Genomic DNA, 9,726 nt, shown 5'->3' on the forward strand with positions numbered 1-9,726 from the left:
GGAAGGGGCTTTCTGATGCCGCTTTACGACCGCCTGTTCCCATGCTATCCGCGTCTTCGTCCGGAGCAGGGGCTTCGGCTCGAGGAACGGCGCATGGGTTACAGCCTGGCACAGCAGCGACGACGAATGATGGATGGGGCGTTTTGCCGCCTCTTGTCCGCGATCGCCTGCACCGTTCCCCCTTCCGCCTGAGCGGAAGCGGCAGCGAGGGGTAAGCGCCTTGCCCTCGAAACCCTTCGCTGATCTGAGAGATTACAGTCCTATGTTCGAGATCGAAGCCGAGCGGCCGGAGCACCGGGCCGCCATTGATGCCCTGCTTGACCTGTCTTTCGGCCCGGGCCGCTACGCCAAGACGGCCCAGCGCCTGCGTGAGGGCAATCAGCCCGTGCCGGAACTTTGCTATGTCGCCTTTGCGGGCGAGGGGGCAGAGCGGCGCATGGTGGGAAGTCTCACCTTCTGGCCTGTCAATATTGGCGGCGTGCCCGGCCTGATGCTCGGACCGCTTGCCGTGGACCCGGCGCTGCAGGGCAAGGGCTGCGGCATCAAGCTGATGGAGAGGGGTCTCGCCGACGCAAAGAAGCTCGGCTACAGGCTGGTGATCCTCGTGGGAGATGCGCCCTACTATGCGAAGGTCGGCTTCGGCCCCGTGCCGCCCGGACGGCTCACCATGCCAGGTCCCGTTGACCCGTCACGCCTCCTCTTCCGCGAGCTTGATCTCGGCTCCTTTGCCCATGCGAAAGGGCCGATTACCAAACCTCAGAACGGGGCAGCAAAGGCTTCCTGACCATTCGTCATTGCGAGCAAAGCGAAGCAATCCAGAGCCGCACACCCGGCACGGGTCGCTTCCCGATTGCTTCAATTCTTCTGCATGGCTGCGATGAGGGCAGGCACGTTATGCCGGAACATCGCCGTATAGGTCGGGGCGGGGCCGCCGGGAGCGGAAAGGGCGTCGGAATAAAGCGTCCCGCCTTCCTCCGCGCCGGTTTCCCGCGAAATCACTTCCATCATGCGCGGGCTTGTCATGTTTTCCATGAAAAGCGCGCGGATCTGTTCACGGCGGATCTGATCCACAAGTCCGGCAAGCGCCTGCGCGCTCGGTTCGGCATTGCTGGAAAGGCCGACAGGTGCAATGAAACTCACGCCATAGGCCGCACCAAAATAGCCGAAAGCATCATGCGTGGTGATGACCTTGCGCTTCTGCGGCGGCAGCCGACCGATCTCCGCGCGTACCCATTCATCAAGCCTGCTTAGCTCCGCGATATAGCTTTCCGCATTCGCCTCATAAAGCGTCGCATGGGCCGGGTCTTTCTTGGCGAGCGCCTCTGCAATGTTGCGCACATAGATGATGCCGTTGCGAAGACTTTGCCACGCATGAGGATCAAAATCGCCATCCGACGTTGGTGCGTGATTTTCCTCATGCGCATGGTCATGCGTATCCGCCGCGCGCAGCCGCGCGGACACGCCATAGCTTGCGACAACATAGGTCGCCTTGCTCCGCGCGGCAGAGGCGAGCCGCACCAGCCAGGGTTCGAAGCCAAGTCCGTTGATGACCAGAAGATCAGCCTCTGCCAGCGCACTTGCATGGCCGGGGCCGGGCTCGAAGGAATGGGCATCGCTGTCCGGCCCCACAATGACGGTCACATCCGCCCGCGCGCCCGCGACATTCTTCACCATGTCGCCGAGAATGCTGAAGCTCGCCACCACCTTGAGCGGTGCCTCATCTGCCTGTGCAGGCGCTGCAAAAGCCGCCAGCGTCAGCGACAGGCACAGGGCAATCAGCTTCCTCATCGCCACTCTCCTCAATCGTGGAAATGCGCACGCGGAAAATAGCGTGTGCGCAGGCTGTCGCGTGTGCCGAGGGCAATCGACCCGACATAAATGACCCCCGCGGTCAGCACGATGGAAGGGCCGGAGGGCAGGTTGAAATTATAGGAGAGAAGTAGCCCGACAAGCCCGGAAAGAAAGGCAAGCAGCGTGGAAAGGGCGGCAAGCGACCAGACTTCCCCCGCCCAGAAGCGTGCCGCCGCTGCGGGCAGCATCATCAGGCCAAGCGCCATCAGCGTGCCGAGCGCCTGAAACCCCGCCACAAGGTTCACCACCACCAGCGCGAGAAAGATGAAATGCCAGAGCGTGCCGCCGCCGGTGGTCGCGCGCAGAAAGGCCGGGTCGAAACATTCGATGACGAGAGGGCGGTAGATCACGGCAAGCGTCACAAGCGTAAGGGTCGCAATACTCGCAATCAGCAGCAGTGCGTCATCCGTTACCGAAAGAATGGTGCCAAAAAGCACATGCAGCAGGTCAACGCTCGACCCCCGGAGCGAAATGATCAGCACGCCGGCGGCAAGGCTGATGAGATAAAAGCCCGCAAGGCTCGCATCTTCCTTGAGCGCCGTGGTACGGCTCACAATAGCGGCGAGCAGAACGATGGAAAGTCCGGCAACCAGCCCGCCCGCACTCATCCACCAGATCGAAAGCCCCGCGATGAGAAAGCCAATCGCTGCACCGGGCAGGATCGCATGGCTCATCGCATCGCCCATCAGGCTCATGCGGCGCAGAACGAGAAACGTGCCGACAGGCCCACCCCCCAGCGCCAGCGCGAGGCAGGCGACAAGCGCGCGGCGCATGAAACCATATTCGACAAAGGGTGCGATCAGCGCGTCATAGATCATGCGGCGCTCGGCCAGCTATCGGAGATATAGCGCGCGCGGCGCAGATTGTCGGGCGTCAGCACTTCCTGCGTCGGCCCCCACGCAACCGGTTCGCGAGCAATGAGGAGCGTGTCGGGGAATGCCTCGCGCACGCGCTCGATGTCATGCAGCACGGCAATGATCGTGCGGCCCTCGCGGTGCCATTCGGCAACAAGGCTGAGAAGATCGCCAGCCGTGCGCTCATCAACAGCGGCGAAAGGCTCGTCAAGCAGCACCAGCCCCGCATCTTGCAGCATGAGCCGCGCAAAAAGCGCGCGCTGCAACTGCCCCGCCGAGAGCGTACCGACCTGTTTGCGCTCGAAGCCGTCCAGGCCGACCGCCGCAATGGCGGCGCGGGCGCGGCGTTCATTCTCGTGGGTGAGGGCGTGGAAAAGCCCCGCCTCGCGCCAGAGACCGAGCGACACGACATCGAACACGCTGATCGGGAAGCTGCGATCAATCTCGGCAAGCTGCGGCAGATAGGCGATGCGATCCCGCCCGCCGCCTTCAAGCGTGATGCGACCCTCACTCGGCGGCACAAGCCCCGCGATGGATTTCAGAAGCGTGCTCTTGCCGGCGCCATTCGGCCCCACAATGGCGGTGAGGCTCCCCGGCTCGAAGCGCCCGGTGAGGTGGTGGACGGCAGGCACACGATCATAAGCGACAGTGAGATCGCTGATCGACAGGGCGGGAACAGGACCGGGCAGAGCATTCATCGCGCAAGCGCCCAGAAAACGCAGAGCCAGAGAACCGCGCCCGCACCCGCTGCAACGGCAAGCCGGGTGCCAATGCCGGAAGCGAAGGCACCCCCAAAGGCGCGATGCGGCGCGGGGCCATGCTCGGTATCGCGATGCGTCACGAAAGTCCGCTCCGGAAGTTGGTTTGTAATATTATAACATCGCGAAGCTAGGCGGCTTTTTGTCGGATGGCAAGCCTGCTCTCGGGCCCTAGCGCCCCTCGCGCCACCAGGCGAGCATGAGCGAGCCAAGCACCAGAACGAGCGCAAGCGGCCCTGCGATCAGCGGCACCTGATGCACCGCATGGACGAGATACTGCTCGTTCCGCCGAAGCCCCATCCACGTCTCGCCCGCCGCATCCTGCCCCGCGCGAACGGAGCGAATGCCCGGTGTTTCCGCCGCGCCTTCCCCGACCCACCAGACGCCGCCACCCGTTTGCCGGATGAGGGGCTGAAGCACACTCTCTGTTGCGCGCACATCGGCAAACTCGCGCGGGTTGAGCGGGCCGGACGCGGCAACAGCGGAAAGCTCGCCCTGCCGGATGCGGTAAAGGCCGAGTTCGGTTGCTTCGATACTTCCTTCAAAGCGGCCAGGTGCCGTTTCCTCCAGCACGATCTCCTGCTCCTCGCCCGAGGGCAGGGTGGCGATGGCGGGTGGTGTCGCATCGTCCATCTTGCGGCGGCGAATGGTGAGAAGGCCGCCCTGCACAGAGGCGGAGAGATTTTCTTCTTCGAGGTCCGGCTCCTTCATCAGCCAGTGGGCGAGGCGGCGAAGAACCTCCGCCTGCGGCCCGCCGCCTTCAAAGCCGCGCGACCAGAGCCAGATATGGTCGGACATGATCTGCGCCACACGGCCTTCGCCCGCGCGCCCCAGCACCATAAGCGGCTTTCCGTCCGGTGTTTCCATCACCACTTCGCCCTTGTCAGCGACGGCATCGATGGAGCGGAACCAGCGTCCCCAATGAGGCGTCTCGTCGGGGCCGCCGCTTCCCGGCAGATCGGCGGTGACGGGATGGCGCTCGCCTGTGGGCGTAACGCCGGGCTTGTAGCCGCCTTCGCTTATGCTGCCTGTCGGTCGCGCAGGCAGGATGGCGGCGAGCGGCGTGCGATAGATGGAGAAGGGCGAGGCAAAGGCCGGGCCTGTCGAGGCGAGGAAAGCACCGCCCCCTTCAACGTAATCGACAATGTTCAGAAAATAGGCGAGCGGTAGCACACCCCGCCGCCTGTAGCGGTCGAAGATGATGAGATCGAACTGGTCGAGCTTTTCGTCGAAGAGTTCGCGTGTCGGAAAGGCGATCAGCGACAATTCGTCGATGGGCGTACCATCCTGCTTCTCGGGCGGGCGCAGAATGGTGAAGTGAACGAGATCGACCGAGGGATCGGATTTCAGCAGATTGCGCCATGTCCGCTCGCCCGGATGTGGCTCGCCCGAAACAAGCAGCACACGCAGCCGGTCGCGCACGCCATTCGCCACCACAACGGCGCGGTTGTTGAGCATGGTCAGCTCGTCCGGCCCTTCCTCGACATTAATCTCGATGACATTCGCGCCGCCATGCTGGAGCGAGAGCGTAATCTTTGCATTCTCACCGACAGGTGCATCCGTCTCCGCAACTTTTTCGCCATCAACAGAGATGGTCACGCGTGCCCGCTCTCCCGTCGGCGCATCGCCTGCAGATGTTTCATCCACGCGGAAGGTGAGTTCGACAGGCTCGCCGACAATGCCGAAGCGCGGCGCTTCAATGACACGAAGCCGTCGATCCTTCTCACCCTTTCGCCCGACAATCAGCGCGTGAACCGGCGCCTCGAAGCCAAGTTCGCCCGCATTGCGCGGTACGTCATGCGCCTGCCCGTCAGTGATGAAGATGGCACCCGCAATGCGCTCGCGCGGTACATCGGCAAAGGCTTCTTCAAGTGCCGCAAAAAGCGCGGTGCCTGTTTCATCCTGCGGGTTGTTGCGCGCGGTGACGACGCGAAGCTCGATCCCTTCCTCGCGTGCCAGCCGTTCATTGATGCGCTCAAGCGCAGCACTGGTCTCATCGGGGCGTGAACCGATTTCCTGACTCTGGCTCTGGTCCACCACGATGGCAGCTATATCCGGCACCATCTCGCGTTCTTCATTGCGGATGGTCGGATTGAGCAGCATGAGCGTCAGAAAGGCTGCCGCAGCCACACGCCACGGCGTGCCGCGCGCGCGGCGAAATGCGGAATAGGTGAGAAGTCCCGCCGCCGCCAGCGCAAGCGCGCGGATCAGCAAGAGAGGAAAGAGCGGTTCAAAAACAATGTTCCACGCCATGCTGTCGCCTATTGTCCAAGGCGCTCAAGAAGAGCGGGAACGTGAACCTGATCGGCCTTGTAGTTTCCGGTCAGCGCATAGATCACAAGATTGACGCCGAAACGATCCGCCATCTCGCGCTGGCGCTCGCCCCCCGGCGTCGCCGGATAGAGCGGACGGCCATTCTTGTCGCGCGCCCATGCAGCCGCGTAATCATTCGCGCCGACGACAATCGGTGTCACACCATCATTCATCATTTCGCCGCCCGCAGCGGAAGACGCTTCCACCCAGACCTGTCCGCCGCGATAGCGGCCGGGAAACTCGTGCAGCAGGTAGAAAGATTTGCCGAGCACATGATCCGAAGGAACGGGCTCCAGCGGCGGCAGGTCGAGCTGGCCGATGAGACGCCGCAGCGTCGCCGTGCCGGGCGTGACAGCACCACCGACCGCGCGGTCCTGATCGCGCGTGTCGAAAAGGATCGTGCCGCCATTCTTCATATAGGCGTTGATCTTGCTCAGTGCTTCCGGCGAAAGCGCTTCCTGCGTCGGCGACATTGGCCAATAGAGAAGGGGGAAAAAGGCAAGCTCGTCGCGTTCTAAATCCACACCCATCGGCGCGCCGGGCTCGAAGGCGGTGCGGGCACGGAGGGTCTGGCTGAGGCCGAGAAGCCCCGCCTCGCTTGTGGCATCAATTTCCGCATCGCCTGTGATGATCCAGGCAAGCCGTGTCTCAAGCGTAGCGGCAAGCGCGAAACGGTCATCCTGCTGCTGCGCCTGAGCATCCGGCGCGGGCAAAAGAAGCAGCGCCGCGAGAAGCAGCGGCAGCGTGCGCGAGAAGCGTACACGGCGGATCTTCTCCGTTTCGAAAAGTCCGGTCACCCAGAGCGCAGCCAGCGTGTCAAGAATGACGAGAAAAAGCGCAATCACGAGAAAGAGCGAGGAGAGGCGAAGCTCCGGCGCGCCTTCCAGAACGCGCCTTTCGGAAACGCCCGGCACATCGGAAATCGGCGTCAGTTCCAGGGACAGTGTTGCAAGGTTGAGCGCGCGCGGCGAGAGCGCCGTTCCATAAAGGCCGGGGGGATGGCGGAGGCTCCGTTCCGCGCTTTCAAACTTCTCCAGCGTGATCGGCGTTGCAGTTGCGGGCGGAGTGCCGAGGCGGCCAAAGCCGTCAAGCGTTGCAACGGGAGAAAGCAGCTCGCGCTCGCGCGGCACGTCGCTCATTGCCGAAGCGGTACCCTGGGAGAGTTCAACGCTCCGCCGAAGCATCTCCACAAAGAGGCCCGAGATCGGCAGGTTCGACCAGTCGCGGCTTGCCGTCACATGAAAGAGCACGATCATGCCTTCACCGCGCCGCGCGGCGGTGACAAGCGGCGTACCATCCGTAAGGCGCGCCCAGGTGCGGCTCGAAAGATCAGGTGTTGGTTCCGCCAGCACCTGACGCGACACACTCACATCTTCGGGCACCTCAATGCCGAAGAAGGGGCTTGTCTCTTCAAACGGTGCGAGGCTCTGCGGCGTGCTCCATGAAAGCGTCCCGCCAAGTGCCCGCCCGCCGCTGCGCAGCGGCACGGGACTGAGATCATCGCTCCGCTCTGCCATGCCCGGGCCTGCAAAGCGGATGAGCATTCCCCCACGCTCCACCCACTCGGCCACACGCTGATGCGCGCTGCCCGAGAGGTTGCCAATGTCTGAAAGCACGAGAACGGAAAGCGGCTCGGCAAGAAGGTTGTCAATCGCTTCTCCCGGTGTGCCTGCACTTTCTGCTTCGCGCAGTTCGACATAGGGTGCGAGCGCGCGGCGAAGGTAATGAACATCGGAAAGAAGCGGCTGCGCGACCTCGCTTGAGCGGCCCGAAACAATGCCCACATTGCGGCGGCGCCAGCGATCATCCGCCAGCACCACCGCACCGGCAGACGCCTCGCCTGCAATCTCGAGCCGCGCGATACGGTTGCGCAGTTCAAGCGGCAGGTCGAGTTCGGGCAGCGCGCTTGTTTCTCCAGCCGACAGGGTGAAAGGCGCGTCGGCGAGTATGCCGCCTTCGCTGTCGAGTGCGCGGACGCTTCCCTGCCTTGCGACACCCGGCACCGCACGGATCACGCGGGGTATGGCCGTGCCGCCCTCGCGCTCAGGCGGCAGAAGCGCCAGGGCATGGCTTGCGGCACCCGGCTCCAGGAGGATCAGCTTACCGCCCCGCGCAAGACGCGAGAGCCGCTCGGAAAATTGCGCGGCGGCGCCATAATCAAGCCCGTCGCTGATCCAGACGATCTGCACATCGCCGGAAAGTGTCGCCGCTCCTTCAATGCGTTCAAGCAGGCCGATGCGGTCCGGCTCGATCGGCTGCGGCTCCATCGCCCTTGCGCGTGCGGCTGCATCTTCCGCCGCTTCGAAATTCGGTTCCTGCGGATTGAGTTGCGGCGCCGTGCCGGTCACGAGAACCGGGCGATTGGCGCGGCGTGCATCTGCAATGAGACTGTCCATCGCATTGCGCCTCTCATTCCAGCGTGCGGCGCTTGCCCAACCATTATCAGTGATGATGAAAAGCGGCCCGCTTCCCTGAACGCGCTGTGCCGGATTCCAGATCGGGTCGGCAAGGGCAAGAATGACGAGCGCCGCAATCGCCATGCGCAGAAGCAGAAGCCAGAGCGGCGTATGGGCAGGCGTTTCTTCTTCGCGCACAAGGCCGACGAGAAGCCGGATCGCCGGAAACCGCACCCGCTTCGGTAGCGGCGGCCTGACGCGCAGCAGCCACCAGATAGCGGGCAGAACCACAAGGGCTGCCAGCATCCAGGGAGTTGCAAAGGCGATAGGCCCGAGCGCAAGCATCGATCAGACACCTGCTCTCGAAGCACGGCGCGCCGCAATGGCGCCGGAGAGCGTGCCGTAAAGCGCGAGCAGGGCCGTTTGCGGGCTGCGATCCGTGCGATGCGTCAGAAAGGTGAAGTCCACACGCTGCGCCGTTTCGATAATGCGGTTGCGATGGATTTCGAGCCGCTGGCGATAGGCACCGCGCAGATTTTGCGCGCGGCCCACCATCAGCCGCATCTCTTCCTCAACGCCTTCGAACTCCGTGCGGCCGGAAAAGGGAAGATCTTCTTCTGCCGGATCGAGCACCTGTATCAGATGGCCGCGCACACCCTCCGCCGCATATTCCTTGATGCGTGAGATGATCTCTTCGGCAGGCGAAAGGAAGTCGCTGATAAGCACGACCTGGGCATAGCGCGGAATATGCGCATGCGGCGGCAGGCTCTCCGTGGATCGTTTGTCATCGCTGCCTTCTTCCTCAAGCAGCGCATGGGCCATTCGCCGGAGCGCGGCGCGGCCCATGGCAGCGCCGAACCCGTGACCAAGCGGCGCAACATTTTCGCCGCCCTGTATCAGAAGCGAGGAGAGTGCGAGCGCCAGCACTGTGGCGCGGTCTTTCTTCGTGCAGGGGGCGAAGTCGGACGCATAGTCCATCGAGGCCGAGCCGTCGCGCCATATCCATATGCTCTCGGCAGCTTCCCGCTCCGTCTCGCGCACGAAGAGATGCGCCGACCGCGCCGAATGTCGCCAGTCAACGGAGGAAGCCGTATCGCCCGCGCGGTAGCGGCGATATTGCCAGAAGGTTTCGCCCATGCCGCTGCGCCTGCGGCCATGCACACCCTGCGCGATGGTGGAAGCGACATATTCCGCTTCTGTCACCAGAGGCGGCATGGCTTCAGACAGCGCTTCCGCCTGCTCGCGCAGGGGGGTAGCACCGGAAGAACTGGAATATGGCCGAAGAAGGCTCATTTCTGTCTTTCGTTCAGCCGATATTGCGGCAGAGCCTGTCGATAACGCCGCCAACCGTCACCCCTTCCGCCCGCGCGGAAAAGTTTAGCGCCATGCGGTGTCGCAGCACGGGGGCCGCCAGCGCGGTCACATCTTCGATGGAAGGCGAGAAACGCCCGTCAATCAGCGCGCGGGCGCGCACGGCAAGCATCAGCGCCTGGCTCGCGCGCGGGCCGGGGCCCCATGCGACATGGCGCTCGACTTCCGCTGAAGCGCCTTCTT

Annotated in this window: 10 protein-coding genes; 2 read left to right on the forward strand and 8 right to left on the reverse strand. The window is 63.5% G+C overall.

Features of this window, described 5'->3' with window-relative positions:
• Together WBF74_RS06075 and WBF74_RS06080 are read left to right on the forward strand one after the other, a co-directional pair.
• The coding region (locus WBF74_RS06075) for a hypothetical protein (protein WP_424436718.1) at nucleotides 1-192 on the forward strand (192 nt) is incomplete at its 5' end.
• Nucleotides 193-262: 70 nt separating this feature from the next.
• A complete protein-coding gene (locus tag WBF74_RS06080) occupies nucleotides 263-784 on the forward strand; it encodes a GNAT family N-acetyltransferase (RefSeq protein WP_424436721.1) in 522 nt (173 codons plus the stop codon).
• A 71-nt stretch (nucleotides 785-855) separates the two neighbouring features.
• Here WBF74_RS06080 and WBF74_RS06085 read toward each other — a convergent pair whose 3' ends face one another.
• The 8 genes from WBF74_RS06085 to WBF74_RS06120 all read right to left on the reverse strand — a co-directional run.
• Nucleotides 856-1,788 carry a metal ABC transporter substrate-binding protein gene (locus WBF74_RS06085; protein ID WP_424436724.1) on the reverse strand — a complete coding sequence of 311 codons (933 nt, stop codon included), beginning with the start codon at nucleotides 1,786-1,788 and terminating at the stop codon, nucleotides 856-858.
• 11 nt (nucleotides 1,789-1,799) lie between these two features.
• Nucleotides 1,800-2,669, reverse strand: coding sequence for a metal ABC transporter permease (locus WBF74_RS06090; RefSeq protein ID WP_424436727.1), 870 nt, complete (start codon nucleotides 2,667-2,669; stop codon nucleotides 1,800-1,802).
• Nucleotides 2,666-3,403: a metal ABC transporter ATP-binding protein gene (locus WBF74_RS06095; protein WP_424436730.1), complete on the reverse strand. Its 738-nt coding sequence runs from the start codon at nucleotides 3,401-3,403 to the stop codon at nucleotides 2,666-2,668. The genes WBF74_RS06090 and WBF74_RS06095 overlap by 4 nt, the downstream gene beginning before the upstream one ends.
• Complete coding sequence (locus WBF74_RS06100; RefSeq protein WP_424436733.1) at nucleotides 3,400-3,546, reverse strand: hypothetical protein; 147 nt, start codon at nucleotides 3,544-3,546, stop codon at nucleotides 3,400-3,402. The genes WBF74_RS06095 and WBF74_RS06100 overlap by 4 nt, the downstream gene beginning before the upstream one ends.
• A gap of 88 nt (nucleotides 3,547-3,634) precedes the next feature.
• Nucleotides 3,635-5,716, reverse strand: coding sequence for a hypothetical protein (locus WBF74_RS06105; RefSeq protein WP_424436736.1), 2,082 nt, complete (start codon nucleotides 5,714-5,716; stop codon nucleotides 3,635-3,637).
• Between the two features lie 8 nt (nucleotides 5,717-5,724).
• Nucleotides 5,725-8,517: a DUF4159 domain-containing protein gene (locus WBF74_RS06110; protein ID WP_424436739.1), complete on the reverse strand. Its 2,793-nt coding sequence runs from the start codon at nucleotides 8,515-8,517 to the stop codon at nucleotides 5,725-5,727.
• Nucleotides 8,518-8,520: 3 nt separating this feature from the next.
• Nucleotides 8,521-9,465, reverse strand: a complete 945-nt coding sequence (locus WBF74_RS06115; protein ID WP_424436742.1) for a DUF58 domain-containing protein — start codon at nucleotides 9,463-9,465, stop codon at nucleotides 8,521-8,523.
• A 13-nt stretch (nucleotides 9,466-9,478) separates the two neighbouring features.
• Nucleotides 9,479-9,726: AAA family ATPase (locus WBF74_RS06120; RefSeq protein ID WP_424436745.1), on the reverse strand; the 248-nt coding region annotated here is incomplete at its 5' end.

The sequence above is a fragment of the Parvibaculum sp. genome, from assembly GCF_049672805.1.
Lineage (GTDB): Bacteria > Pseudomonadota > Alphaproteobacteria > Parvibaculales > Parvibaculaceae > Parvibaculum.

Coding starts and splice junctions, on each gene's coding strand:
- WBF74_RS06085 (WP_424436724.1), bottom strand. CDS start 1,788: ATGAGGAAGCTGATTGCCCTGTGCCTGTCGCTGACGCTGGCGGCTTTT.
- WBF74_RS06080 (WP_424436721.1), top strand. CDS start 263: ATGTTCGAGATCGAAGCCGAGCGGCCGGAGCACCGGGCCGCCATTGAT.
- WBF74_RS06105 (WP_424436736.1), bottom strand. CDS start 5,716: ATGGCGTGGAACATTGTTTTTGAACCGCTCTTTCCTCTCTTGCTGATC.
- WBF74_RS06095 (WP_424436730.1), bottom strand. CDS start 3,403: ATGAATGCTCTGCCCGGTCCTGTTCCCGCCCTGTCGATCAGCGATCTC.
- WBF74_RS06090 (WP_424436727.1), bottom strand. CDS start 2,669: ATGATCTATGACGCGCTGATCGCACCCTTTGTCGAATATGGTTTCATG.
- WBF74_RS06115 (WP_424436742.1), bottom strand. CDS start 9,465: ATGAGCCTTCTTCGGCCATATTCCAGTTCTTCCGGTGCTACCCCCCTG.
- WBF74_RS06110 (WP_424436739.1), bottom strand. CDS start 8,517: ATGCTTGCGCTCGGGCCTATCGCCTTTGCAACTCCCTGGATGCTGGCA.